This is a genomic window from Bradyrhizobium sp. S69 (assembly GCF_009766005.1).
Classification (GTDB): domain Bacteria; phylum Pseudomonadota; class Alphaproteobacteria; order Rhizobiales; family Xanthobacteraceae; genus Bradyrhizobium.
This window is the reverse complement of record NZ_LMUK01000046.1, coordinates 406,285-431,853: the sequence shown is the minus strand read 5'-3', so window position 1 is coordinate 431,853 and position 25,569 is coordinate 406,285. Positions and strand designations below refer to the sequence as shown.

The window sequence follows — 25,569 nt, the reverse complement described above, 5'->3', positions numbered from 1 at the left end:
CCGCGTGGCGACATCCGCCTGATCGCGACTGATGTGATCTAGCTCGCGCTTCCGCCAACACGACGTCGAATTGTTGGCGCCGGGCATTCCCGCATCCTTGTAAGTGTTGACGATCGTCCACTTCTCGCGCTCGGCCTTTTATTCAGTTGCCTACCAGATGATATTCAACGGCAAATATATGGATGAGGCGGTGACCCCCGAAGGCGTGTTTGGCTTTGTCGTGCCGCATGGAAATGTAGCACTGGAGCTTATCAGGCCGACTGTCGCAAGCGAAGGCATCGGACTGGAGAAAGACAAACTAAACAAGGCGATTCGGAAGGAACTTACCGGCTATGCCATGAAGCGTATGCCGATGAACTTCAGGCAATTCAGCGAAGCGACACGCATGCGGCCTGAAGAAATCAGACCGGTGCCTCATGCGGAGTACGTTCCCGGTCCACACTGAACTTCAGTCAGGCGTTGCTGGCAGCCGGTCGGATGGTTCTGAAACCTGGCGAACGGCACTTGCGCCGATGTTCTTATGTCCCCCAAGTAATCGCCTCATGCTCAAGGAAATTACGATCGGCTTAAGTCTGTGGGGGCGTCTGTTGCGGGTCGGAGGTTTCAACCCACGACGTTTGGTCCGTATGATCGTGCGCCCCGAGTGCAACTTGTCATACGACGTGACCGCCGAAACTACGATCCGAGCATTGCGGGCCTAGGCACCGACAAAGCGCAGGGCTACTTTGCTTCTGACTTGATCGGCTTTCGCTTGTGCGATGCTATTGAGACCGCGGTGGTCGAAGTCGTAGCCGGCAGCGCGCAACACCGCGGTACTGCACGGGCCCAACCGGTACGGCAATGCAGTACTGGATCGAGGAAGGATCGACGAAGACGAAATACGTGAAGAAGCCGGGAGCTAGTTTAACCAGTTGAAAAGAAAGGAAAATGCTTTAGGTCTATCGCTCCGGTCATTTGTCGGCCGAGAAATCGGTTGGACGGCCTTAGGCCATAAAACTAAATTAAATCAATATGTTAACTCACCGCTTTTCCGTGGCCCCGATGATGGATTGGACCGACCGGCATTGCCGGGTGTTCCATCGCTTGATGACGCGGCGGGCGCGGCTTTATACCGAGATGCTGACGACCGGGGCGATCATCCATGGCGATCGGCAGCGGCTGCTCGGGTTTGATCCGAGCGAACATCCGGTCGCGCTGCAACTCGGCGGTTCGGATCCGGGCGACCTCGCGATCGCGGCCAGGATCGGTGAGGATTTTGGTTATGACGAAATCAATCTCAATGTCGGCTGCCCGTCGGATCGCGTGAAGGACGGCCGCTTCGGCGCCTGCCTGATGGCGGAGCCTGGCCTTGTTGCGCGCGGCGTCGATGCGATGAAGCGAGCGGTGCGGATTCCCGTCACGGTCAAATGCCGGATCGGCATCGACGACCAGGATCCGGAAGTGGCGCTGGATGTGCTGGCGCGCGATGTCGTTGCCGCGGGTTGCGACGCGCTGATCGTCCACGCCCGCAAGGCCTGGCTGAACGGATTATCGCCGAAGGAAAATCGCGACATCCCGCCGCTGGATTACGACCGGGTCTATCGGCTGAAAGCCGCGATGCCGGATGTACCGGTCATCATCAATGGTGGGATCGCAAGCCTCGATGAGGCGAAGCAACATCTTGGTCATGTCGATGGCGTCATGCTGGGACGCGCTGCCTATCACGACCCCTGGCGATTGCTGGCGGTCGATTCCGAACTGTTTGGCGAGAGCGCGCCGCACACCGCGATGAAGCACGTGTTCGAGGCGATGGCGCCTTACATCGAGCGTCAGCTCGCGCAAGGCGTCCGGCTGCATTCGATCACGCGGCATTTTGTCGGTGCGTTTCACGGCGTGCCGGGGGCGCGCGCGTTCCGCCGTCACTTGGCCGAGAATGGCGTCAAGCCCGGCGCGGGCGTGAACGTGCTACGCGATGCGGTCGCGCTGGTCGAGGACCGTGTCGCGGCGTCTATCGCTGCGTAGTCGCCCATAGCGTTTTCGAGCCAACGGGTCGCACGAAATGCGCGCCCGATGACAGGCTCCGTGGATGCCGGTTCGCGTGAAGAAAGCGCGTCAAAACAAAAGGCTCTAGGGATAGCCGTGCAGCATCAAGCGGTCGGCGCGGACTTCCCAGCTCTCGAGCCGGTCCAGAAAGCTCATGCCGAGCAAATTGGTTTTCATCTGGCCATGCGGCACCACCAGCGCCGGCACGGAACGCTCGACCAGCTTGCCGATGGCGAGACGATCGAGTGTCAGCCGCGCCGCCTTGGTGTGTCCGCCGGCGGTTTCGACGTCGACGTCGTATTCGAGCAGTTCCAGCGGCAGGCCCGCGGCTTTCGCCGTCTCATAGGTCAGCACCACCGAGGTCGCGCCGGTGTCGATCACCATCGGCGCGTTGACGCCGTTGATCTTAGCCTGCAATGCGAATTCTCCGGCCTGGCCACGCGCGATCTGCACGGCGCGCACCGGCGGCTTGGCGCGGGTTTTCAGCAAGTCCGAGACGGTATCGCCGGCACGCGCGATCCGCTCCGGATCGCCATAGGCCACCACGGCGCCGGCGGTCGCCGCCAGCATGATGAGGACGAGCAGAATACGGCTCACAGCAGCCCCCCCGCGTAAAACCCTGCGTGGGTCAGCCGGCTTTCGGCGAGGCCGCGGCATCGAGCTGAACCAGCCCGGCGTCGGCCATGCGCGCTCCGAGCTGCGCCATCACCGCATGCCGCTCGGCGCTGTCCATGCGGTGCCAGCGCGCGATCTCCGGCAGCGTTCGTCCGCAACCAAAGCAGAGGCTGGTTCGAGGGTCGATCATACAGACGGCGACGCACGGCGTTTCTTTGCTCATGGGCGGAGTGTGAAATGATTTCGGTCGCTTGCGCAAGTATCTGGGTGATCGGCATCTCTATCACAATCCGGTGCCGGCGCTCATGATCGGCTTGTTGCGGGCCCGCCGCTTGTCGTCGGTGACAATGGGATCAGGTTGCAGCGGCGGGGCCTCCTCAGCCATCGGAGCCAGCGCCGACATCACGCGTTCCGGCGGGAAGGTGACGATGACCTCGGTGCCGATGCGCAGCTTCGATTTCAGCGTGAAGGTACCGCCATGCATGTCGATCAGGCTTTTGGCGATCGGCAAGCCCAGCCCTGCGCCTTGCTCGGCCGATTTGATCGAATTGGAGCCCTGGCCGAACGAGGCGAGCACGATCGGAATCTCGTCCTCGGCAATGCCGGAGCCGGTATCCTTGACGCTGAGATATTGCCCGCCCGAGGCGGTCCATCCGACCTTCAGCCAGATCTCGCCGGCCTGCGGCGTGAACTTGATGGAGTTCGACAACAGATTGAGCACGATCTGGCGCGTCGCGCGTTCGTCGCCCCAGATCCGCGGCATGCCCTGCTCGAATACCTCGTGAATGGTGATGCCGCGGTTCGACGCCCGCAGCTTCAGGAGGTGATGGCAGTCGGCGACGACGTGCACCAGCGACACGGCTTCCTCATTGAGTTCGTAGCGGCCGGCCTCGATCCGCGACAGATCGAGGATTTCATTGATGAGGTTGAGCAAATGAACGCCGGAATTATGAATGTCCGCTGAGTATTCCTTGTAGACCGGCACCGCATGGCCGCCGAAGATCTCGCTCTTCATCACCTCGGAAAATCCGAGGATCGCATTGAGCGGCGTTCGCAGTTCGTGGCTCATCTGCGCCAGAAAACGCGATTTGGCGACGTTGGCGGATTCGGCGCGATGGCGCGCTTCGTCCGAGATCGCCTTGGCCTGTTCGAGCTCGCCGATCAGCGCGTCCTTTTCGGCGCGTGCCTCCAGCGTATCGAGCGTGGTCGAATGCAGGCGGCGGGCGAGCAGGGCGAAGTAGCCTTCGGCGGCGAGCGCGAGCAGCGCCAGCACGTAATTGTCGAAGGTGCCGGTGAGTACGAAATTGACGGCGATCGCCGCGGTGACCGGGGCGGTCGCGACCAACGCCGCGATCGGCAGGTTCGCCGCCAGCATGCTCGATACTGCGATCACCAGCAGCATCAGGAACATCATCAGCGTGTTCGACGTCATGTCGGGGCTGGCCGGATGGATCAGGATCGCGGTCCAGCACAGGCCGTACAAGAGATCGAGCAGGATGAACCGGGTGCGCCATTTGCGGGTCGCGATCAGCGAGGGCGGCTCGGCGAGGAACCGGCGGCAACTGCGGATCATCACCGCATGGATGCAGAGCATGCCGCAGGTCCACGCGGCTGCTGCGACCGGCTTCATCCACAGCCCGAACAACACGCCGGTCGCCACCACCAGCAGCATCACGACATAGGACGCCGACAGCCGGGTTTGGGCGTATTGCCGGAGCAGTTCGCGATCGAAGGCGGGGCGGGTTCCGCTGGTCGACGTTAACCGGTCGCGGGCCTCCCGCACCCGCTGGGCGGCGACACGCCGGTTGTTGACCGACGGTACGACCGGCGGCTCGACCGGGAGCTGCACGACCTCTGGCTTATCGGCGGGATTACTCATCAAACAACACAAATCCTGCCCGCGAACCGCGCGGGCTTTTGCATCGTCTATCTGTCGCGCCAAATCCTTAAGAGCGACCTTAAAGAGCGGGAGAATCTCGTTAACGGGAGGTTAAATTAACGTTTTGCGGGAGCTCTCCGTCATTGCGAGGAGCGCAGCGACGAAGCAATCCAGCCGTGCTCGTGGCCTGGATTGCTTCGCTGCGCTCGCAATGACGAAGTCTTGGCGTCTCAGCGCTGCAGCCGCGCCAGCAGGCTCGACGTATCCCAGCGCTTGCCGCCCATCTTCTCGACTTCGGCATAGAATTGATCGACCAATGCGGTCACCGGCAGGTTGGCGCCATTGCGGCGGGCCTCGGTGAGACAAATCGACAGATCCTTGCGCATCCATTCGACCGCGAAGCCGAAATCGAACTTGCCCTCGTTCATGGTCTTGTAGCGGTTCTCCATCTGCCAGGACTGGGCGGCGCCCTTGGCGATGGTGTCGATCACCGCGGGGACGTCGAGGCCGGCTTTCTTGGCAAAATGGATGCCTTCGGAGAGGCCCTGGACCAGGCCTGCGATGCAGATCTGGTTGACCATTTTCGTCAGCTGGCCGGAGCCGGCGGGACCAAGCAGCTTGCACATCCGCGCATAGGCCGCGATCACCGGCTCGGCGCCGGCATAGGCGTCGGCGCTGCCACCGCACATCACCGTCAGGACGCCGTTTTCCGCGCCGGCCTGTCCGCCCGATACCGGCGCATCGATGAATTTGAAACCGGCTTTGGTGGCGGCGGCATCGAGCTCGCGGGCGACTTCGGCGGATGCGGTGGTGTGATCGACGAAGGTCGCGCCCTTCTTGACGCCGGCGAAGGCGCCGTCGGCGCCCAGGGTGACCGAGCGAAGATCATGGTCGTTGCCGACGCAGCACATGACGAAATCCTGGCCCTCGGCGGCGGCCTTCGGCGTCGCCGCGGTTTTGCCGCCGAATTTGTCGGCCCATTCCTTGGCCTTGGCGGCGGTGCGGTTGTAGACCGTCACCTCGTGACCACCTTTTTTCACCAAATGTCCCGCCATGGGAAAGCCCATGACGCCGAGACCGAGAAAAGCGACTTTAGCCATGTGTACAACCTTGGGGTTTTGCCGGCGCGGTTAGCTCGGCCGGATGGTATGCAGGAGAGGGGGGCGAAATGACCGGTTCGATGCTTGAAACAGGCCCCGCCGTCGACGTGGAATACCGCACCATAAACCCTGCCGCATGAAGGGCAACGCCTTCGTTTGGCCAGCGGGCATGCTCTGGTGCCAGAGCGTTTTCGAGCCAGAAAACGCGTCAAAACAAAGACCAGAGCTCCGTTCCGATTCCATCGGAACGGAAAAGGCTCTAAGGTGTCTGCCTTGTGATCGCAGCAAAATAACCGGCAAAATGCCGGCGAAATAATGGGCGAAATAATGGGAGTGACAGCATGAGCGTGGGTTTACTCGATCATTTCAATATCCGCACCGCCAAACTCGGCGAAACCGTCCGCTTCTACGAGGAAGTGCTCGACCTTTCCAAGGGCGACCGGCCGAATTTCGCGTTCCCCGGGGCCTGGATGTACAGCGAAGGCAAGCCGGTGGTTCATCTGGTCGATATTGCGCAGACCAGCGAGCGGCAAAAGCCGGATTCCGGCGTCGTCCACCATGTCGCCTTTGCCAGTCGCGGTTTCGCCGATATGAAGCGGCGGCTCAGCTCCAAAGCGCTGCCGTTCGATGTCCGCGAAGTACCGGGCGTCGAGGTCTGGCAGATTTTCGTCACCGATCCCAATGGCGTGATGATCGAGCTCAACTACGAAATGTCCAAGGAAGACGTGCAGCAACCGGCCTGATGCTGCCCGGCAACGGGTATCCTTTTCGGCCGGATCGCACTATCTGTTGCGCCAAGATGTGGGTTCCAGATCGTAGGGCGGATGAGCCGAAGGCGTAATCCGCCAACTCGGCAGCTTTAGCGGCGGATTACGCTAACGCTAATCCGCCCTACGGTCTTTGGGTTTTTCGGGAGATATTTTGTGAGCGTGACGCAGCAGCAGGTGCTTGATAGCCTGGCCAAGGTGATGTCGCCGCGCGGCGTCGGTCTGACCAATGCCAATGTGCTGTCGGCGATTTCGGTCAGCGACGGCAAGGTGTTTTTCTCGATCAATGTCGATGCTGCCGAAGCCCGCGCCTGGGAAAGCATTCGGGCGCAGGCGGAACAAGCGGTCCGCGCCATTCCCGGCGTCACCAATGCGATGGTCGCGTTGACGGCCGAACGCAGGGCCGGCGCGGCAGCGCCGCCGCCACCTGCACCAACATCCGCGCCACACAACCACAGCCATGGCCACAGCCACGGCGTGCAGCCCGTGGCCTCGCATCGGCCGCCGCAAAGTCCGGCATCGCCGATGGCCAAGCAGGCGGAAATCCCCGGTATCTCCGCGGTGATCGCGGTGGCGTCCGGCAAAGGAGGCGTCGGCAAATCGACCACGGCGCTCAATCTGGCGCTCGGCCTGCGCGATCTCGGTTTGCGGGTCGGCCTGCTCGACGCCGATATTTACGGGCCGTCGGTGCCGCGGCTGACCGGGATCCGCGAAAAGCCCACCTTGGACGACAACAAGAAGATGATCCCGATCGCGCGTTTCGGTCTGGCGATCATGTCGATCGGTTTTCTGGTCGAGGAAGACACCGCGATGATCTGGCGCGGGCCGATGGTGATGTCGGCCATCACCCAGATGTTGCGCGATGTCGCGTGGGGCACCCTTGATGTGCTCGTGGTCGATATGCCGCCGGGCACCGGCGACGCGCAATTGACCTTGGCGCAGAACGTTCCGCTCAAGGGCGCCGTGATCATTTCGACACCGCAGGATCTGTCGCTGATCGATGCGCGGCGCGGCCTGGCGATGTTCCGCAAGGTCAACGTGCCGGTGTTGGGTATTGTCGAAAACATGAGTTATTTCCAGTGTCCTGAATGCGGCACCCGATCGGACATTTTCGGCCACGGCGGCGCGCGCCACGAGGCCGAGCGGCTTGGCGTACCGTTCCTGGGCGAGATCCCCTTGCATATGTCAATCCGCACCGCATCGGATGCGGGCACCCCGGTGGTGGAGAGCGAGCCCGACGGCCCGCATGCCGTGATCTATCGGCAGATCGGCGCCAAGGTCCGCGAGCAGTTGCAGGGCGTGATTGCTGGGGCGGCGTTGTAGCGGCGGCGGCTGCCACAGGTCATCCCTTCACCAAAATCGGCCTCTACCGACCGCATCGGCTAACTCAATTGGGACGCATAAGGCTGAACTGTAATCGGAAGCCTGAGCCTTCTATGGCAGCTCGCGCTTTCTCGAAGAAGGAATCAGCTTTTTGGCTCAGAGGGAATTTCCCGACAAGATTTATAACGACGCTGCGCCCCTTGGCATCAGGGACCTTTTTGAATACCTCACCACTTTCGATGAATCGCAGATAGGCGTTGAGTTTGTTCTGTAGGAGAACGAGGTGGTCGCCTTCACTCTCCTCCCACGACAGATGATCGCTGATCGTAAGCCATAGATCACCCGAAGCCTTGTCTATGGTGGCTAAGTCAATTGTATCCGTCTGATCGATCGACATGATCAAGGTCCTCGAAGGATTTGAACGGCTGTGGGGGCAAGCTGCAACCCGCCAGGGAACCCAGGCTTACCCGCGCCAACAATCGTACCGCCGCTTTGCAGTCCAGTGCACTTAACTCCCGGTTCCGCGATGACCATTTTCAACCCTTTTCCCATTCTCAACCCTTTTCCGGTGCGGACGGCTTCGGCCCGCGTTTACCTGGTTTGAGGACACGCCCTGTCACCCGCTGGAGACGCGCGAGAAAGCGATCGTCTCCAAGCGGCCGGCCGATGCTCTCGGCGGCGCGCAGGCGTTCGAACAGGTCAGTCTCCGGCTCGCTCGCGAGCAGATCGGCGAAGTGGGGGAAGCGATCCCTGATGGGTTTCAGCGCGGTGACGCCGTCGTCCTTGCCGCGCAGATGCGCGCGCGTGCTCGACCACCGCCAATCCTGCGCCCGCTCCACCAGCCGCGCCCGTACCGGGTTGAGGGCGACGTAGCGCAGCGCCGCCGCGAGATGTTGCTCGTCCATGGCGACGGCGCCGAACCGGCCCTGCCAGAAATGCCCGCTGCGCTTGCGCCGCGCCTGGATGACGCCCGCATAGCTACGATGCACCCGCGCCAGCGCGCGGCGCAGCCCGTCGGGATCGGACGGCACCAGGATCAGGTGCACGTGGTTCGGCATCAGGCACCAGGCCCACACCTCGACCCCGGCGCTGCGGCAATTCTCGGTGAGCAGGTCGCGATAAAGCGCATAATCATCATCGCCGAAGAAGGTCCGCGCGCGGCCGTTGCCACGCTGGGTGACATGGTGCGGATGACCGGGGATGACGACACGGGCGAGGCGGGCCATGGGGCATAGTGTCCGCCAGGGCGCGACAAGTCAATTGAGTGCACTGTCACCGTAATACCAATTCTAACGTAGGTGGGTGCCGCGCAATCGTTGCGCTCTCGTGCGTAGCCTGTGTCCCCGAATCGCGGAAACAACGATGGCGGATTACGCTTCGCTAATCCGCCCGACGATCGCGGTCTGCAGCCGCAGCCATGCTCTATGGCCGATGATGGCCGATTGTGTCGTCGACGTGGCGCGGCGTTTTCTGCTCGGCGGTGCGCCCCCGAGCCAGGCCTCGGCCATGCGACTTTGGTTTAATCGGTGCGGTCATGCCATTGTCGCGTTTTCGGGCGGCCAGTTCCGTGTTAAAGCCCGCCTGCCAGAGCGCCCCGGATGATGTGGGATTCGTCCCGCCGGAAGAGCGCTCGCCACAATCGGGGAATGCCCCACCAAGGAGATGCCTGAATGAAGCGTCGTGATTTTTTGAAGGTTTCCGCAGTCGGCGCCGCCGCCACGGCCGTGGCCTCGCCGGCGATCGCGCAATCGATGCCGGAGCTGAAATGGCGCATGACGTCGAGCTTCCCGAAGTCGCTCGATACGCTGTACGGCGGCTCGCTCGAGTTCGCGAAATATGTCGCGGAAATGACCGACAACAAATTCCAGATCCAGGTGTTTTCCGCCGGTGAAATCGTTCCCGGCCTGCAAGCGCTCGATGCGACTTCCAACGGCACCATCGAGATGAGCCACACGGTCGCCTATTATTACGTCGGCAAGGATCCCACGTTTGCGATCTATGCGTCGGTGCCGTTCGGCCTCAACGCCCGCATGCAGAATTCCTGGTGGTATCAGGGCGGCGGCCAGGAGCTCGGCAACGAGTTCTTCAAGAAATTCGGCGTGATCGGTTTTCCCTGCGGCAACACCGGCACCCAGATGGGCGGCTGGTTCCGCAAGGAGATCAAGACGGTCGCCGACCTGTCGGGGCTGAAATTCCGCATCGGCGGCATTGCCGGCCAGGTGCTGCAGAAGGTCGGCGTGGTGCCGCAACAGCTCGCCGGCGGCGACATCTATCCGGCGCTGGAGAAGGGCACGATCGATGCGGCCGAATGGGTCGGTCCCTATGACGACGAAAAGCTCGGCTTCCAGAAGGTCGCGAAATATTACTACTATCCCGGTTTCTGGGAAGGCGGCCCGACGGTCCACGCGTTCTGCAATCTCGAGAAGTGGAACTCGCTGCCCAAGAACTACCAGGCCATCATCAACAACGCATGCGCCAACGCCAACAGCTGGATGGCGGCGCGCTATGACATGCAGAACCCGACCGCGCTGAAGCGCCTGGTGGCCGGCGGCACCCAGCTTCGCCCGTTCACCAACGAGGTGCTGGAAGCCTGCCTGAAGGCGAGCAACGAATTGTGGGGCGAAATCTCCGCGCAGAACGCCGACTTCAAGAAGTCGATCGACGCGATGCAGGCCTATCGCTCCGACCAGTATCTGTGGTGGCAGGTGGCCGAATATACCTTCGACAGCTTCATGATCCGCTCGCGCACGCGGGGCTGATCGCCTGCTTCTGTAGGATGGGTTGAGCACTTCCGATACCCATCACTTCGCTTTCGACGGAGGCGATGGGTTTCGCAAGCGCTCAACCCATCCTACGGCTCATCGCAACAAGGCCCGGTCTCCCGCAGGAGGCCGGGCCTTTCTGCGTCATCGGGCCGCGGTTGGGGGATGGCAATCCGCATTGGGATGTTCCATGCTCGGACCCAAGCCTCGATACGAAGGCTACAGCCTGATCCGGAAAAGTGGAAACCGGTTTTCCGAGAAGATCAGGCTCAAACCAAGAGTCATACCATCAGGGGGAAACAGTCCATGAAGCGCAGAGAGTTTATCAAGGTCACGGGGCTGGCTGCCGCGGGTGCGGCGACCATGGCAGCACCTGCGATCGCGCAATCGACGCCGGAGATCAAATGGCGCATGACGACGAGCTGGCCGAAATCGCTCGACACCCTGCATGGCGCCGCCGAGCAGATGGCCAAGATGGTCGCCGAAGCCACCGACAATAAATTCCAGATCCAGACCTTTGCCGCCGGTGAGATCGTTCCCGGCTTGCAGGTTCTCGACGCCGTGCAGAACGGCACCGTCGAGGTGGGCCACACCGCGTCGTATTATTATTTCGGCAAGGACCCGACCTTCACCTTCGGCTCCTGCATTCCGTTCGGCCCCAACGCGCGCCTCAATCAGGCCTGGTACATGCTGGGCGGCGGCAAGGAAATCCTCAACGAGTTCTACAAGAGCTACAATGTCACCTCGCTGATCGCCGGCAACACCACCTGCCAGATGGGCGGCTGGTTTCGCAAGGAGATCAATACCGTCGACGATCTGCAAGGCCTGAAATTCCGCATCGGCGGTTTTGCCGGCCGCGTGATGCAGAAGCTCGGCTGCGTGCCGCAGCAATTGGCCGGCGGCGACATCTATCCCGCGCTGGAAAAAGGCACCATCGACGCGGCGGAGTGGGTCGGTCCCTATGACGACGAGAAGCTCGGCCTCTACAAGGTCGCGCCGCATTATTATTATCCGGGGTGGTGGGAGGGCGGTCCGATCCTGCTCGCGATGATCAACCTCGAGAAGTGGAATAGCTTGCCGAAATACTACCAGAGCGTGCTCGAACAGGCCGGGCATTACGCCAACAACTGGATGATGGCGAAATACGACACGGTCAATCCGCTCGCGTTGAAGAAGCTATTGGCCGGCGGCACCAAGCTGCACGGCTTCTCGCCCGCCATCATGGAAGCGAGCTACAAGGCGACCAAGGAGCTCAACAGCGAGGTCGCGGCGACCAACGCGAATTTCAAGAAGGTCTACGACTCGATCACGGCCTATACCAGCACCGGCTATCAATGGTTCCAGGTCGCCGAAGTCGGCTACGACAACTTCATGGCGCGCCACGCCCAGGGGTGATCGCTGCGACGTAGTTGTAGTAGCCGTCGTCCGGATGAGCTCGTGCGATATCCGGGAGCGGCCTGTCGTCCCGCATATCGCAAGAGCTCATGCGGGCTACGCGCTTTGCTCGTCGCACGTCCAGATAATTCGCGAACGCAAAACGCCGGCGAAAGCTTCGGGGTTTTGCAATTCCAATCGCCCTTATTTCCTCGGCACAGCCATCGTCCGGATGCGCCAACGGGACGCGTGAATGCGCGCCCGGTGCCAGACTATCCGCGTTTTGGCTGCCGGGGCGCTTCAGCGTCAGGGAATATGCTCTCGTATACCGCGCGGGCCTCTCTGATGAGACGCGCCCGTTCAAGCTCGGACTTTGAGACAAATTGTACAACTTCGCCCAAGGGACGCTCCAAATCTAAAGCCCGGCGCGCAGACGGCGGGCGAGTTGCATCAGTACCGTGGCCGCCCACATTGGCCCGTGCTCATGGACAATCGGCGGCAGCGCCTCGCCAATGAGGGCAAGGGCCAAAGTCTCACTCGAAATGCCGTCGGCCTCTGCGCGCTTCACGGCGTTTCGGACATGCACCCTGGCTTCGTCGAAGCGAAACGCTGTCTGCAATTCGCTGACATTCTCGGGACCTGGGAGCGCAGCCTCAATGTATGGCCTCATCGGAATATCTCCATGGCGTAATGTTATAACATTACACAGTCGGTGACAACCAAAAACCGCAACCGGCGCGATATCGGGGGCGACCTGTCGTCCCGCTACGCGCCGCCAGCAACGGAAAAACCCAGCGCGCTATTGCTTTGCCGGCGGCCCGAAATCGAGCGGCGGCAGCTCCATTTGCGGAACATCGATCTTGACCTTGTTGAGATCGACATTGGCCGGCTTGTCGAGCAGGCCGGTCACCGTGATCGGGAACGCGATCACGAGAATCACCATCAAGGCTTGCAGGCCGACCCAGGGCAGGGCGCCCCAATAGATGTCCGAGCTCTTGACTTCCTTCGGCGCGACGCCGCGCAGATAGAACAGCGCAAAGCCGAACGGCGGATGCATGAACGAGGTCTGCATGTTGACGCAGAGCATGACGCCGAACCAGATCAGCGCCGGGCCATCGCCCACCACGGGTCCCAGGATCTTCTGCGCGATCGGCGCGATCATCGGCAGGATGATGAAGGCGATCTCGAAGAAATCCAGGAAGAACGCCAGGAAGAAGATGAAGAGGTTGATGAAGATGAGAAAACCCCAGACGCCGCCGGGCAGCGAGGTCAACAGGTTTTCCAGCCAGACGCCGCCGGAGACGCCGAGGAACACCACCGAGAAGCAGGTCGAGCCGATCAGGATGAACGTCACCATGGTGGTGATGCGCATCGTGGTCTCATAGCCCTGCTTGATCAGGTCGCGCAGTTCGGGAATCCGAACCGCCTCGAGGCAGATCCACACCACCGCCAGATAGGTGACGGCAAAGGCGGTCTTGAACAGCACGCCCTCGGTCATGAACATGCCGATGATGGTGCCGATGCCGCCGGCGATCACGCCAATGATCAACACCTTGCGGCCGGTGGTAGAGAAGTCCTTGCTGTGGATCGCCGCCAGCACGATGGCGCCGACCGCGCCCATGGCGCCGGCTTCGGTCGGCGTTGCCAGCCCCATCATCATGGTGCCGAGCACGACAAAGATCAGCACCGCCGAGGGGATGATGCCCATCAGGCATTTGCGCCACAGCGGCCATCCGGTCAGCGTCAATTCCGTGACCGGCACCGGCGGCAGATAATGTGGCTTGAAGATGCCGAGCACGAAGGTGTAGCCGGCGAACAGGAAGATCTGGAAAATCGACGGGCCCCAGGCGCCGAGATACATGTCGCCGACCGACTTGCCGAGCTGATCGGCCAGCACGATCAGCACCAGCGACGGCGGCACCAATTGGGTGATGGTGCCCGAGGCCGCCAGCACGCCGGTGATGTAGCGGATGTTGTAGCCGTAGCGGATCATGATCGGCATCGAGATCATCGCCATCGCGATCACTTGGGCTGCCACCGTGCCGGTGATGGCGCCGAGGATGAAGCCGACCAGAATCACCGAATAGCCGAGGCCGCCGCGGATCGGCCCGAACAACTGGCCCATCGAATCCAGCATGTCCTCGGCAAGCCCGCAGCGCTCCAGGATCGCGCCCATGAAGGTGAAGAAGGGGATCGCGAGCAGCAGTTCGTTGGACAGCACGCTGCCGAACACGCGGCCCGGTATCGCCTGCAAAAAGTTCAGGTCGAAGAATCCGAGGTGGATCGCGAGAAATCCGAACGACAGCCCGACCGCGGCCAGCGTGAACGCCACCGGGAAGCCGATCAGCATCGCGATCACGAGGCCGCCGAACATCATCGGCGGCATCGTCTGCAGCGTAATCATTGCGTCGGCCTCTCGTACTTCGCATCGATCGTGACTTCGCCGCGCAGCGCGGCGATGCGCTTGATCACCTCCGAGACGCCTTGCAGCGCCAGCATCACGAAGCCAGCCGGGATCACGAACTTGATCGGCCAGCGGATCAGTCCGCCGGCATTGCCCGACATCTCATTGACCACGTAAGCCTGATGGAAGAACGGCCATGACAGATAGCTCAGCAGCAGGCAGGCCGGGATCAGGAAGAACAGCGTGCCGATCAGGTCGAGCCAGAGCTGGCCGCGTTCCGACAGGAACAGATAGAAGATTTCGACTCGGACATGTTCATTGCGCTTGAAGGTGTAGGACGCCCCGAACATCACCAGGATCGCGAACATGTACCATTGCAGCTCGAGCCAGCCATTCGAACTGTAGCCGAAGGCATAGCGGATCATGGCGTTGCCGGCGCTTACCAGGCAGGCGGCCAGCACCAGGAAATTGCAGACATAGCCGATCTTTTCATTGATCAGGTCGATCGCGGTGCTGACGGCCAGCAACGGGCGCATGGTTTTCTCCCCGGCGCCGGCCATCAGGCGATGCCGATCGTTTCGGCCGACGCCGCTTCGCCGGCGCGATCCGAACGCGCGGCCTCATGGCTCATCTTCACGAGCGATTGCAACTGACATCCTCCCCCAACGGCGCTTCTGCTGTGTTGGCTTGCGCATCAGGCGCAGCGGCTTGTCCAGCCGAGCCAGCATGAAGCCGCCGCACCAAACCAGCGCGCAACACCGCCGTCAATCGGAAGTTTGTTGATATCGTAGGGGAATTTTCGCTTCACGCCGGGAGAGCTATGCCACCCGACAGGACCCAATTAACCGCCGGTGACGCTCATATGCCGGCTGACGCTCGGGCCTTTGTGCCGCCGATCGATGATGAAGTCGTGGCCCTTGGGTTTTAGCCCGATCGCGCGATCGATCGCCGCCGCGAGCAGTTCATTGTCGGTGGACGCCCGCAGCGGCTTGCGCAGGTCGGAGGCATCCTCGTGGCCGAGGCAGGTATGCAGCGTGCCGGTACAGGTGATCCGCACCCGATTGCAGGACTCGCAGAAATTATGGGTCATCGGCGTGATGAAGCCGAGCTTGCCGCCGGTCTCGCTGACGTGCACGTAACGCGCCGGCCCGCCGGTATCGTCGGCCAGGTCGGTCAGGGTGAATTGCTGGGCGAGGCGGCCGCGCAGCAGCGACAGCGGCACATACTGGTCGATGCGGCCTTCGCCGATATCGCCCATCGGCATCACCTCGATCAAGGTCAGCGCCATGCCTTTGCCGTGCGCCCATTGCATCAGCGCGGGGATCTCATCCTCGTTCATGTTCTTGAGCGCCACCGCATTGATCTTCACCGCGAGACCCGCGGCGCGCGCAGCCTCAATGCCATCCAGCACCTTGTCGAGATCGCCCCAGCGGGTGATGGCGCGGAATTTGGCGGGATCCAGCGTGTCCAGCGAGACGTTGATGCGGCGTACGCCACAGTCGCGCAGCTCGGTGGCAAAGCGCGCCAGTTGCGAGCCGTTGCTGGTCAGGGTCAATTCGTCTAGCGCGCCGCTGTCGAGGTGGCGCGACAGCGAGCGCACCAGCGACATCACGTTGCGCCGGACCAGCGGCTCGCCGCCGGTCAGCCGGAGCTTTCGCACACCCTTGGCGATGAACGCCGAACACAGCCGGTCGAGCTCCTCCAGCGTGAGCAAATCGGCCTTGGGCAGGAATGTCATGTCTTCCGACATGCAATAAAAACAGCGCAGGTCGCAGCGATCGGTGACCGACACGCGCAGATAACTGATCGACCGGCCAAACGGGTCGGTCATCGGGCGCGCCAACGGCGCGCCAGGGCTCAACAATACGGGTCCGTTCATTCAACTACCCTTGTGACCAAGCCATCCGCCATACGCCTATGGCGGCTGCTTTGCAGTCACAATGTATGCGTCATGCAAGGCGCATACAATTGCTACCTCGCAGTTCGCTGGCTGCACCCCGTATTGAGTGCAGTGCAAACAATCAGCGGGGCGGCGGAGGCGCCGGAGGAGGAGGGGCACTAGCGGCCGGTGCCGGGAACGGCGAATCCGCTGGCGGCGGCGGTGCTGCCGCGTCACCCTTTGGCGGCCTCGGCTTTTTCGGCCGCATCCCGTGCTTCCGGGGCGGCTTCGGCGGCGGTCCGGCCGGCTGAAGCAGGGCTACGACCGGATTGGGATCGACGTTGACGGTGCCTGCCGAGGCGAAGTCGCCGGGGTTACGCACCACCGACACCGGCACCGTGGCCGGCTGGAACTTGTTGAGGGAGTAGGTGACCGTGAAGCTGCCGTTTTCCGGAGCCGGGACGGAGACCGTGCACGGGGTCTTGCAGCCCGGTCCGAGCGAGGTGCGGGCGTCGGCGCCTTGCGGCGTCGAATCCAGCTGGACCTGCACCACCGGCGGGGTCGACTTGAAGTAGTCACCCATGGAAAAGGAAGAGCAGCCAGCCAGGCTGAAGCCTGCTGCGGCAATCACGATGACACGACGCATGAGTAACCCGTCACTTTAACTGCGGCAAACTGCCACAATCCCCAACGGCGACCATAGAAGCCTCGGGAGACCCGCGCAACCATGCGCGGCTTCATCGTTAAGTGATGGTTAATTTTGTTCCTTATCAAATAATATATAGAAACAAAATCAGGTGTTTACGGCGACTTATGGCGAGCCATCAGGCTTTCGACCGCCGCCGGCAAATCGCGCATATGCCCGATCAGCAGGTCCGGCTTGAGATCGGCGACCGGAACGTCGGTGTAGCCGAATTCGACACAGACGACCGGGACGCCAGCACGCCGCGCCACCCCGACGTCCGGACCGGCATCGCCCACCATCACGGTCGACGCCAGCCGGCCGCCCGCGCGCGCCACGGTCTGTTGCAGGATGACCGGGTCGGGCTTTGAGACGCCAAACGTATCGGCGCCGCAGATCGCGGCAAACCGCGGGGTCAATCCGAGCTGGTCGAGCAGCCGTTTTGACAGCCATTCCAGCTTGTTGGTGCAAACCGCGAATTGATAGCCGCGGGCAGCGAGATCATCGAGCGCGTCTTCCAGCCCTTCGAACGGGCGCGAGCCGTCGGCGATATGGGCGGCGTAATAATCGATGAAATCGCTCGTAAGCCGGCTGATGTCGGCGGGCGTTGCGACGCGCCCCTCGGCCTCAAGGCCGCGTTCGATCATCCGCCGGGCGCCGGCGCCAATCATGTTGCGTGCGGAATGCAGCGGAATCGGCGGCAATCCCTCGCGATCGAGCACGAAATTGAGCGCTTTGATCAGGTCGGGCGCGGTATCCACCAGCGTGCCATCGAGATCGAATACAACGGTGCGAACAGAGGTCATCCGGGATCGCTAGCGTTCCCGGCCCAATCATGCAAGTGGGCGGCTGGAAGTGATCGATTACCGCCAGACCGGGGGGTATAATACTGTTCCTCCCGGTAAAACGACGCTAGATATGCCCCGCCGAACCCCCGCCGCCGATCGTTCGATCGGCAGCTATTCCTAAAGAAAACACAGGCCTTGCGCGTGGATATGGAAGAACTCAAACGGCAAGCGGCGGCGCGTGCGCTCGAAGAGGTGCGCGACGGCATGAAGCTTGGCCTCGGGACGGGATCCACCGCCAAGCATTTTGTCGACCTGCTCGGCGAGCGGGTCCGCGCCGGGCTTGATGTCATCGGGGTGCCGACATCGGAGGTGACCCGCGCGCAAGCCGAGCGCTGCGGCATTCGCCTGACCACGCTCGACGACATCGATCGCCTCGATCTGACGATCGACGGCGCCGACGAAATCGAGCCGGCGCTCAATGTCATCAAGGGCGGCGGCGGCGCGTTGCTGCGCGAGAAAATCGTAGCCGCGGCGTCCGACCGCATGATCGTCATCGCCGACGATTCCAAATGGGTCGATGTTCTCGGCCGCTTTCCGCTCCCCATCGAGGTCATTCCGTTCGGGCTGGCGGCGACGCGGCGCGCCATCGCCAAGGCCTTTGCCGAAAGCAGTGTTTCCGGGCAAATGGTGGTCCGGAACGGCAAGGACGGTCACGTTTTCGTCACCGATGGCGGCCACTGGATTGTGGACGCCCATCTTGAACGAATAGCCGATGCCCCACGCTTGGCGGGGTTGCTCAATGCCATACCGGGCGTGGTCGAGCACGGGCTGTTCATTGGTCTTGCGAGCACGGCGATATTGGCTGGTGCGGCCCATGGAATTCGCGTTGTTGAACGGCGGTAATGCCGCAATCGAGGAGAGTTAGGAATGAAGAGCCTTTCGAGAATTTTGTCGGCCGCGGGCCTGGTACTGGGGCTGGCGCTGGCCGGCACGCCGGCAGGGGCTCAAACGGCTTCTCCGGCCGCGCTTGCTTCCGCCAAGGAAATCCTGGCGATGAAAAACGCCAGCGCCATGTATGCCGCCGCGGTGCCCAACCTTGTCGAGCAGACCAAGGAACAGCTGATCCAGAACAATCTCAACTATCAAAAAGATCTCAACGAGGTCTCGGTGATGGTTGCCCAGAAGCTGGCCGGCCGCGAGAGCGAAATCGGCGAAGGCATGGCGAAGATCTATGCCGGTGATTTCACCGAACAGGAACTGAAGGATCTGGTGGTGTTTTATAAGTCGCCGCTAGGCCAGAAGCTGCTGTCGACCGAACCCAAGGCCATTCAGGAAAGCGTGACCTTCATGAATCAGTGGGCGCAGCAGTTCGCGCAAATCGTCAATGGTGAATTCCGCGCCGAGATGCGCAAGCGCGGCAAGCAAATCTGATCAAGCAGATATGATCTGGTCCTCCAGAGCGGGCGGGGCTTCTCATGGCTGAGTTCGACGTCGATCTTTTCGTCATCGGTGGAGGTTCAGGCGGCGTGCGCGCCGCCCGGATCGCCGCCGGTTACGGCGCGCGGGTCATGATCGCCGAAGAATACCGGATGGGCGGCACCTGCGTGATCCGCGGCTGCGTTCCCAAGAAGCTGTTCGTGATCGGCTCGCGTGTTCATCATGAGATCGAGGATGCCGCGGGCTTCGGCTGGAGCATTCCTTCGGTGAGTTTCGATTGGCCGACCCTGGTCGCCAACAAGGACAAGGAGATCGGCCGGCTCGAAGGCATCTACACCACGAATGCCGAAAAGGCCGGGGTGGAGGTCGTCAAGGCCCGCGCCGTGATCGAGGATGCGCACACGCTGCGGCTTTCCAACGGCCGCATTGTCACGGCGAAATATATCCTGGTCGCGACCGGCGGCACGCCGAACCACGGCCCGGCGATTCCCGGTATCGAGCACGTGATTTCGTCGAATGAAGCATTTCATCTGCCGGAATTGCCGAAGCGCGTCGTGATCCAGGGCGGTGGCTATATCGCGCTGGAATTCGCCGGCATTTTTTCCGGCTTCGGCTCCGATGTCACGGTGATCTATCGCGGCGACAATATCCTGCGCGGCTTCGACGAGGACGTTCGAGCCCATGTCCGCAAGGAGATGGAGATGGCGGGCATCACCATCCTCACCGGCTGCACCATCAAGAGTATCGAGCCGCACGGCAAGAGTTTTGCGACCCATCTGTCGAGCGGATCGAGCATTGCCGCCGACAAGGTGATGTTTGCGATCGGCCGCCATCCCAACATCAACGGCCTTGGGCTGGAGAAGGCCGGCGTCGCGGTCAGCGCGCATCATGGCGGCATCGTCGTGGATGGCTTTTCCCGCACGTCGGTGCCGAACATCTATGCGGTCGGCGACGTCACCAACCGCATCAATCTAACCCCGGTGGCGATCCGCGAGGGCCATGCGTTCGCCGACACCGTGTTCGGCAAACGCCCGGTGCAGGTCGATCATGCGACGATTCCGACCGCGGTGTTCTCGCAGCCCGAAGTCGGCACGGTGGGATTGACCGAAGCCGAAGCGCGCGCGCAGTTCAGCCACGTCGATATCTACAAGACCGATTTTCGTCCCATCAAGTCGACGATGTCCGGCCGCGATACCCGCATCCTGATGAAGCTGGTGGTCGACGCCGGCAGCGACCGCGTGGTCGGCTGCCATATCGTCGGCGACGCCGCCGCCGAAACCATCCAGGCCATCGCGATCGCGGTCAGGATGAAAGCCACCAAGGCCGATTTCGACGCCACCTTCGCGTTGCATCCGACCGCCGCGGAAGAACTCGTGACCATGCGCACGCCGACCGCGCGCTACGTGCGGGAAGCCGCGGAGTAGGAACGAGGAGCGTAGGGTGGGCAAAGGCGCTCATCTACGTCGTCCCGGCCTTGAGCCGGGACCCATATGTGGACGGCCCCCGTGCCACAAGAGTTTTTTTCAGGGTCTGATCGGATCGCTTGCATCCATATGTCCGGCCTGTTGATGCGGTTGATAGACCGCTGGCCAAGATGGTTTCCGCGACGCGAGTTCCAAACACGCCAGCGACCTTTGCAGGCCAATGGGTCCCACGGAGTGTCTCGCACCTCGGATCGATCGATCCTACCATCTGATCTCCTCTTGCAGCTCCGGCTCAGCCGGTTGGCGAGCTAGCCGACCGGCCGATCTCTTAAGTGGCGACTGCGGATGCGCCGGGCATCCGCGCATCGTTGTAACTCTCGCCCGTCGTCAATAGCTTCCAAGCGATGCGGGCAATCTTGTTGGCGAGCGCCACCGCTGCGAGCTTCGGCGACTTGCGCGCCAGCAGCGCCACCAGCCAGGGTGCCGGATGACCACGGCCCTTCTTCGCCTGCTGGATCACGGCGGTAGCTCCCGCCACCAGCACGCTGCGCAGCATCTCATCCCCGGCGCGGGTAATCTTGCCGATCCTGGTCTTGCCAGCGGTGGAATGGTCTTTCGGAGTAAGCCCCATCCAGGCGGCAAAGTGCCGACCGGACGGAAACGCATGTGGATCGGGCGCCTTCATCACCAGCGCCGTGGCGCAAATCGGCCCGACCCCCGGAATCTCCGCCAGACGGCGGCTATCGGCATTGGCGCGGTGCCAAGCCCGCAGCCTAGCCTCGATCGTCTTCAGTTCGACCTGCAGCCGCGCATAGTCGCGGCCCTGCATCGCAAATATCTCACGCGCCAGTTCTGGTAAGCTTTGGTCTTGCGCGATCCGCGCCAATAGCGGCTCAATCTTGTCGAGACCCTTGGCGGTGATCAGACCAAACTCTGCCGCATAGCCGCGGATCGCGTTGCCAAGCTGGGTACGCCTTTTGACCAGATGCTCGCGAACTCCCATCAGCATCAAGGCGGCCTGCTGCTCCTCGGTCTTCACTGGCACGAACTGCATCGTCGGCCGGCTCATCGCCTCGCATAGTCCCTCGGCGTCGCGCCCGTCGTTCTTGTTGCGCTTGACGTAGGCCTTCACGTGCTGCGGCGCGATCAGCTTCACCTCGTGCCCGAGTTCGCGCAACTTCCGCCCCCAGTAATGCGACGCGGCGCAGGCTTCCATCCCGATAATGGTGGGCGGACACTTGGCAAAAAAAGCCAACATCTCGCCGCGCCGAAGCTTCTTGCGCAACACCGGCCGCTCTGCAGAATCAACCCCATGTAGCTGAAAAATATGCTTCGACGTATCCATTCCAAGGCGGATAATCTGGCTCACGGACGGCTCCCTTGTCTGAGATCTCAACAACCTCATTCTGGCACAACTGATGCCGTAGGGGGCCGTCCACACCATCACGCCGAGGACTCCCGTTTTGGCAGTGTTGCGGATGCCTTCTGTTACAATCAACGCCAGGGGTTATGGGTCCCGGCGCAAGGCCGGGACGACGGCGGTGGGTGGAGCATCGTCATCAACGTCAATGACGACCTCGGGACGCTCGCGCCCCCGCGGAACCATCCAGCCTCCTCACAGTTGTCGCGGAGTTCGCCGCAACCCGGCGGCGGGCTGAAATGCTTTTGAAATCCTTGGCCAATTCGGACACTTCTCGTATCGTGACCGCGATCCTCCATTCCGGGACCTGCGTGCCAAAACCTTCCCTCCCCATGCGCCTGGCGCTTCTGGTCGCGGGCACCGCGCTGCCGCTCATTGTGTTCGCGGCCGTGATCGTGTTCGAAAATTACCAGCAAGACCGCAAGGACGCCTCGCAGCGCGTGCTCGAGACCGTGCGCAGCATCCGTCTGGTGCTCGATGCCGAAGTCCAGCGCATGACCGGCGGCTTGCAGGTGCTGGCGCTGACGGGTGCGCTGCGCAACGGCGATTTCGCGGCGTTTCGCCCCATCGTCTCGGGATTCCTCGAGCCATACGGCGCCGATAGCGTCGTGCTGGTGTCCGATCGCGACGGCCGCCAATTGTTCTCCTCGATCACGACCGACGCCGCCAGTCTGCCGGCGCGCAACAACCATGACATCGTAGAAAAAGTATTCGCGACCAGGACCCCGCAATTTTCCAACCTGTTCATCGGCGCGGTGAAGAACAAACCGATCGTGACCGTCGAGGTGCCGGTGGTACGTGACGGCAAGGTCATCTACGACATCTCCTTCAGCCCACCTATCGGGATTTTCCAGGACATCCTTGAAAAGCAGCGCCCGAGTACGGACTGGACGATTTCGATCTTCGATGCCGACAACGTCAATTTCGCGCGCATTCCAAATCCGCGAGAGACCGCCGGCAAGCGCGCGGCGCCATCATTGTACGCCGAGATGGCGCGCAAGTCCGAGGCGACGCTGCCGACGGTGTCGCTCGAGGGCGTGCCGCTGATCACGAGCTTTGCGCGATCCGATCTGACCGGCTGGACGGTCGCGGCCGGTATCGCGGAAAGTTCGCTGGTCGGTCCCTTGTGGCGCAACCTCGCGATCACCAGCGTGATCGGCGGCATCCTGCTGCTGACGGGCCTTGCCTTCGCGGTGCGGATGGCGACGACGATCGCGCGCGGCGAGTTGCTGCACAGCCTGCTGATCGATGAGCTCAACCACCGCGTCAAGAACACGCTGGCGATCCTGCAGGCGATCGCGACGCAAACCTTCCGCAGCGCGAGCAAGCTCGAGCGCGAAAAGTTCGAGGGCCGGCTCGGCGCGCTGGCGGAGGCGCACAATCTCCTGAGCCAGGAGAAGTGGCGGGGGTCGGAGTTGCAGGATGTGGTTTCCCGCGTGCTGCAACCCTATTTGCTGAGCAATCCGGAACGGATGCGGATGCTCGGACCAACCGTGCCGCTGTCGCCGCGCGTCGCGGTGATCCTGTCGATGATCGTGCACGAGATGGCCACCAATGCCGCCAAATATGGCGCGCTCTCCAACGACACCGGCACCATTGCGCTGGACTGGGAAGTCATCAATGAAGGCGGCCAACCGAGATTGCAGCTGATCTGGCGCGAGGCCGGCGGCCCCCCGGTCACTGCCCCGGTGCAGCGCGGCTTCGGATCGCGCCTGATCGAACGCAGCACACGCGACCAGCTCGGCGGCGAAGCCACCGTCGATTTCCTGCCGCGCGGCGTCGTCTACACCGTGATCTGCGTGCTGGAGGACTAAGAATTGCTGAAACCCGGCGGGATTTGACTGCTAGCTTGTTCTTGCGCGGACCTCGGGGGCGAGGAAAATGAGACGAAGCGACATCATCAAGCTGATAACGGCCGCGGTGGCCGGCCTCGCACTGGCAACCTGCGCCGGCCTTGCGGCCGCCCAGGACGGCGCGGTGGCGCCGAAACGGGTCGGGTTCCTGAGCGGCTTTGGTTGCAGCACCGATGACAATCCCAGTCCCTTCAGGCGCCGCCTGGCAGAACTCGGCTGGGTTGGCGGGCGAACGCTGATCCTCGACTGCGTATCGACGGTCGACGTCAGCCAGGTTGATGCGCTCGCGGCCGAGTTGGTGGCGCGGCGGCCGGACGTGCTGGCGGCTCAACCCACCGATTACGTGAGGGCGCTGAAACAGGCGACGGCGACCATCCCGATCGTGATGGTGACGACGCCGAACCCGGTCGAATCAGGACTTGTGACCGACCTGGCCAAGCCGGAGGCCAATGTCACCGGCGTGGCGTCGTCCGGACGCGAGGTCGCCGTCAAGCTGATCGGCCTGGTGCGGCGGTTGCTGCCGCGGTTGACGAAACTCGCGGTGATCGAGCGCAGCGCAGCCGACCCGATCGTCCACGCGCAGTTCGAAAAAGACGTCACGGACGCAGCGTCCAAACTGGGATTTACCTGGCAAGCCTTCAGCCCGGTGGCGCCGGACAAGTATGATGCGATCTTTGCCGGGCTGGCGGGGCAAGGCTTCGATGCGGCCTATGTCGAGCCCGGCCCGCTGCTCGACGCCAACCTCACCCGCGTCGCCGACCTGGCGATGCGGCAGCGGATTCCAACCTTCGGCAACTACCCGTATTACGCCGACAAAGGGCTGTTGCTGGCCTATGGCGGCAACGCCGATCCCCTCAATGAGCGGGCTGCGGATTATGTCGACAAGATCCTGCGTGGCGCCAAGCCCGGCAGTCTGGCGATCACCCAACCGGTCAAGTTCAACCTCGAAGTCAATCTGAACACCGCCAAGGCGTTGGGGCTCGCCATTCCGGAGTCGTTCCTGCTCGCCGCCGACAAGGTCATCCGATGAAGCGGGTTATCTTTCGAGGCCGGCGTTCAGCCGAAATTCTGCAGCGCCGGAAACATCTCCAGCAGCCAGATGCTGACGTTGGAGATCGCGCCGGTCAGGAAGGCAATTCCGGTGATGACCATCAACACGCCCATCGCCCGCTCGACATTGGCGAGATGCCGCTTGATGCGCGAAAACAGCGACGAGAACTGTTCGACCATCAGGGCCGCCAGCAAAAACGGAATCCCGAGGCCGGCCGAATAGACCGCGAGCAGGCCCGCGCCCTTCGCCACCGTCGCCTCGGCGGCCGCGACCGACAGGATAGCCGCGAGGATCGGGCCGATGCAGGGCGTCCAACCAAACGCGAAGGCGAGCCCCATCAGATAGGCGCCCCACAGCCCCACCGGCTTTGGAATCGGCAACCGCCCTTCCCGCATCAACAGGCCGATCCGCGTCAGCCCGAGGAAGTGCAGGCCCATCACGATGATGACGATCCCGGCGGCGATCGAAAGCTGCGCCGACCAGGCGCGGATCAGGGTGCCGATCAGCGAGGCGCTGGCGCCGAGCGCCACGAATACGGTCGAAAAGCCCAGCACGAACATCAGCGCCGATATCATCACGGCGCGCCGCGACGACGATGCGGTCTCGTCATTGGCGACATGCTCGATGGTGGCGCCGGTCAAATAGATCAGATAGGGCGGCACCAGCGGCAGCACGCAGGGCGACAGGAAACTGACCAGGCCGGCGATCAGTGCCGCGGGGATCGAAACATCGTGAATCATGCCGTCATCGAACCATGTTGGACCCGGGCCATCGAGAGATCGAAGCGGG

26 protein-coding genes are annotated in these 25,569 nt (G+C 62.3%); 12 read left to right on the top strand and 14 right to left on the bottom strand.

Annotated features, from left to right (window positions below; genetic code table 11):
• Positions 1-103: 103 nt before the first annotated feature.
• Together GSQ88_RS26765 and dusA are read left to right on the top strand one after the other, a co-directional pair.
• Complete coding sequence (locus GSQ88_RS26765; protein ID WP_159010761.1) at positions 104-445, top strand: hypothetical protein; 342 nt, start codon at positions 104-106, stop codon at positions 443-445.
• Positions 446-1,011: 566 nt separating this feature from the next.
• On the top strand, positions 1,012-2,001 hold the full coding sequence (dusA, locus tag GSQ88_RS26760; protein WP_174248112.1) for a tRNA dihydrouridine(20/20a) synthase DusA: 990 nt from the start codon (positions 1,012-1,014) through the stop codon (positions 1,999-2,001).
• Between the two features lie 105 nt (positions 2,002-2,106).
• Here dusA and GSQ88_RS26755 read toward each other — a convergent pair whose 3' ends face one another.
• From GSQ88_RS26755 to GSQ88_RS26740, 4 genes are all read right to left on the bottom strand, one after another.
• Positions 2,107-2,619, bottom strand: a complete 513-nt coding sequence (locus GSQ88_RS26755) for a TIGR02281 family clan AA aspartic protease (protein WP_159010760.1) — start codon at positions 2,617-2,619, stop codon at positions 2,107-2,109.
• A gap of 31 nt (positions 2,620-2,650) precedes the next feature.
• Positions 2,651-2,860, bottom strand: a complete 210-nt coding sequence (locus tag GSQ88_RS26750) for a DUF1289 domain-containing protein (RefSeq protein ID WP_159010759.1) — start codon at positions 2,858-2,860, stop codon at positions 2,651-2,653.
• Positions 2,861-2,920: 60 nt separating this feature from the next.
• Positions 2,921-4,516: a sensor histidine kinase gene (locus GSQ88_RS26745; protein ID WP_159010758.1), complete on the bottom strand. Its 1,596-nt coding sequence runs from the start codon at positions 4,514-4,516 to the stop codon at positions 2,921-2,923.
• Positions 4,517-4,746: 230 nt separating this feature from the next.
• Positions 4,747-5,616 (bottom strand): NAD(P)-dependent oxidoreductase, encoded by an 870-nt coding sequence (locus GSQ88_RS26740; protein ID WP_159010757.1) that lies wholly within the window; start codon positions 5,614-5,616, stop codon positions 4,747-4,749.
• A 341-nt stretch (positions 5,617-5,957) separates the two neighbouring features.
• Between GSQ88_RS26740 and GSQ88_RS26735 the strand changes: the two genes are divergently transcribed.
• Both GSQ88_RS26735 and apbC read left to right on the top strand, forming a co-directional pair.
• Positions 5,958-6,359 carry a VOC family protein gene (locus tag GSQ88_RS26735; protein WP_159010756.1) on the top strand — a complete coding sequence of 134 codons (402 nt, stop codon included), beginning with the start codon at positions 5,958-5,960 and terminating at the stop codon, positions 6,357-6,359.
• Positions 6,360-6,539: 180 nt separating this feature from the next.
• A complete protein-coding gene (gene apbC, locus GSQ88_RS26730; RefSeq protein ID WP_159010755.1) occupies positions 6,540-7,706 on the top strand; it encodes an iron-sulfur cluster carrier protein ApbC in 1,167 nt (388 codons plus the stop codon).
• Positions 7,707-7,770: 64 nt separating this feature from the next.
• On the opposite strand, the gene GSQ88_RS26725 is transcribed toward apbC, so the two are convergent.
• Positions 7,771-8,103, bottom strand: coding sequence for a DUF6572 domain-containing protein (locus GSQ88_RS26725; RefSeq protein ID WP_159010754.1), 333 nt, complete (start codon positions 8,101-8,103; stop codon positions 7,771-7,773).
• A 157-nt stretch (positions 8,104-8,260) separates the two neighbouring features.
• A complete protein-coding gene (locus GSQ88_RS26720) occupies positions 8,261-8,932 on the bottom strand; it encodes a transposase (RefSeq protein WP_159010753.1) in 672 nt (223 codons plus the stop codon).
• A gap of 136 nt (positions 8,933-9,068) precedes the next feature.
• Here GSQ88_RS26720 and GSQ88_RS26715 point away from each other — a divergent pair, with 136 nt between their 5' ends.
• The 3 genes from GSQ88_RS26715 (at position 9,069) to GSQ88_RS26705 (ending at position 11,863) form a co-directional block, all read left to right on the top strand.
• Entirely contained in the window at positions 9,069-9,308 is a 240-nt protein-coding gene (locus GSQ88_RS26715) for a hypothetical protein (protein WP_159010752.1), read from the top strand.
• Positions 9,309-9,376: 68 nt separating this feature from the next.
• Positions 9,377-10,465, top strand: a complete 1,089-nt coding sequence (locus tag GSQ88_RS26710) for a TRAP transporter substrate-binding protein (RefSeq protein WP_159010751.1) — start codon at positions 9,377-9,379, stop codon at positions 10,463-10,465.
• Between the two features lie 309 nt (positions 10,466-10,774).
• Positions 10,775-11,863, top strand: a complete 1,089-nt coding sequence (locus GSQ88_RS26705) for a TRAP transporter substrate-binding protein (RefSeq protein ID WP_159010750.1) — start codon at positions 10,775-10,777, stop codon at positions 11,861-11,863.
• A 394-nt stretch (positions 11,864-12,257) separates the two neighbouring features.
• Here GSQ88_RS26705 and GSQ88_RS26700 read toward each other — a convergent pair whose 3' ends face one another.
• The 6 genes from GSQ88_RS26700 to GSQ88_RS26675 form a co-directional block, all read right to left on the bottom strand.
• Positions 12,258-12,512: a hypothetical protein gene (locus tag GSQ88_RS26700; protein WP_159010749.1), complete on the bottom strand. Its 255-nt coding sequence runs from the start codon at positions 12,510-12,512 to the stop codon at positions 12,258-12,260.
• A 129-nt stretch (positions 12,513-12,641) separates the two neighbouring features.
• Complete coding sequence (locus tag GSQ88_RS26695) at positions 12,642-14,246, bottom strand: TRAP transporter large permease (protein WP_159010748.1); 1,605 nt, start codon at positions 14,244-14,246, stop codon at positions 12,642-12,644.
• On the bottom strand, positions 14,243-14,782 hold the full coding sequence (locus tag GSQ88_RS26690) for a TRAP transporter small permease subunit (RefSeq protein ID WP_159010747.1): 540 nt from the start codon (positions 14,780-14,782) through the stop codon (positions 14,243-14,245). The genes GSQ88_RS26695 and GSQ88_RS26690 overlap by 4 nt, the downstream gene beginning before the upstream one ends.
• A gap of 305 nt (positions 14,783-15,087) precedes the next feature.
• Positions 15,088-16,125, bottom strand: a complete 1,038-nt coding sequence (moaA, locus tag GSQ88_RS26685) for a GTP 3',8-cyclase MoaA (protein ID WP_502706771.1) — start codon at positions 16,123-16,125, stop codon at positions 15,088-15,090.
• Between the two features lie 142 nt (positions 16,126-16,267).
• On the bottom strand, positions 16,268-16,771 hold the full coding sequence (locus GSQ88_RS26680) for a hypothetical protein (RefSeq protein WP_159010745.1): 504 nt from the start codon (positions 16,769-16,771) through the stop codon (positions 16,268-16,270).
• 155 nt (positions 16,772-16,926) lie between these two features.
• Positions 16,927-17,613, bottom strand: coding sequence for an HAD-IA family hydrolase (locus tag GSQ88_RS26675; RefSeq protein WP_159010744.1), 687 nt, complete (start codon positions 17,611-17,613; stop codon positions 16,927-16,929).
• A 189-nt stretch (positions 17,614-17,802) separates the two neighbouring features.
• Between GSQ88_RS26675 and rpiA the strand changes: the two genes are divergently transcribed.
• The 3 genes from rpiA to gor are packed head-to-tail and all read left to right on the top strand — an operon-like array spanning position 17,803 to position 20,456.
• Positions 17,803-18,498: a ribose-5-phosphate isomerase RpiA gene (rpiA, locus tag GSQ88_RS26670; protein ID WP_159010743.1), complete on the top strand. Its 696-nt coding sequence runs from the start codon at positions 17,803-17,805 to the stop codon at positions 18,496-18,498.
• 24 nt (positions 18,499-18,522) lie between these two features.
• Positions 18,523-19,026 carry a DUF2059 domain-containing protein gene (locus tag GSQ88_RS26665; protein WP_159010742.1) on the top strand — a complete coding sequence of 168 codons (504 nt, stop codon included), beginning with the start codon at positions 18,523-18,525 and terminating at the stop codon, positions 19,024-19,026.
• Positions 19,027-19,070: 44 nt separating this feature from the next.
• Positions 19,071-20,456 carry a glutathione-disulfide reductase gene (gor, locus tag GSQ88_RS26660; protein WP_159010741.1) on the top strand — a complete coding sequence of 462 codons (1,386 nt, stop codon included), beginning with the start codon at positions 19,071-19,073 and terminating at the stop codon, positions 20,454-20,456.
• A gap of 328 nt (positions 20,457-20,784) precedes the next feature.
• Here the strand turns inward: gor and GSQ88_RS26655 are convergent, their stop codons facing one another.
• On the bottom strand, positions 20,785-21,825 hold the full coding sequence (locus tag GSQ88_RS26655; protein WP_159010977.1) for an IS110 family RNA-guided transposase: 1,041 nt from the start codon (positions 21,823-21,825) through the stop codon (positions 20,785-20,787).
• A gap of 383 nt (positions 21,826-22,208) precedes the next feature.
• On the opposite strand from GSQ88_RS26655, the gene GSQ88_RS26650 reads away from it, so the two are divergent.
• Together GSQ88_RS26650 and GSQ88_RS26645 are read left to right on the top strand one after the other, a co-directional pair.
• The gene (locus GSQ88_RS26650) at positions 22,209-23,690 is read left to right on the top strand and encodes a sensor histidine kinase (RefSeq protein ID WP_159010976.1); all 1,482 of its coding nucleotides are present in this window, start codon (positions 22,209-22,211) and stop codon (positions 23,688-23,690) included.
• A gap of 67 nt (positions 23,691-23,757) precedes the next feature.
• On the top strand, positions 23,758-24,759 hold the full coding sequence (locus GSQ88_RS26645; protein WP_159010740.1) for an ABC transporter substrate-binding protein: 1,002 nt from the start codon (positions 23,758-23,760) through the stop codon (positions 24,757-24,759).
• A gap of 26 nt (positions 24,760-24,785) precedes the next feature.
• On the opposite strand, the gene GSQ88_RS26640 is transcribed toward GSQ88_RS26645, so the two are convergent.
• Positions 24,786-25,520 (bottom strand): cytochrome c biogenesis CcdA family protein, encoded by a 735-nt coding sequence (locus GSQ88_RS26640; RefSeq protein ID WP_159010739.1) that lies wholly within the window; start codon positions 25,518-25,520, stop codon positions 24,786-24,788.
• Positions 25,521-25,569 lie beyond the last annotated feature (49 nt).